Source organism: Streptomyces xylophagus, from assembly GCF_000716435.1.
Lineage (GTDB): Bacteria > Actinomycetota > Actinomycetes > Streptomycetales > Streptomycetaceae > Streptomyces > Streptomyces xylophagus.
Genome location: NZ_JNWO01000203.1, coordinates 1 through 238, shown reverse-complemented (window position 1 = coordinate 238; position 238 = coordinate 1). Strand labels below are relative to the sequence as shown.

Annotated in this window: 1 protein-coding gene; it reads right to left on the bottom strand. The window is 70.2% G+C overall.

Features of this window, described 5'->3' with window-relative positions:
* Nucleotides 1-238: DUF2637 domain-containing protein (locus OO70_RS50985; RefSeq protein ID WP_043688554.1), on the bottom strand; the 238-nt coding region annotated here is incomplete at both ends.

Here is a 238-nt window from a genome sequence, read left to right as displayed (position 1 = left end):
TCCCACAGCTTCATGCGGCGCCAGAGCAGGAACGTCGGGATCGGGGAGAGCAGCCAGCGGGTGAGGCGGACGCCCTCCATGTGCTTGTCGGCGGTGATGTCGGCGATCCGGCCGATCGCGTGCCGGGCCGCCTCGACGGAGACCACGAACAGGATCGGGATCACCGCGTGCATACCGACACCCAGCGGGTCCGGCCAGGCCGCCGCGCCGTTGAACGCGATCGTCGCGACCGTCAGCA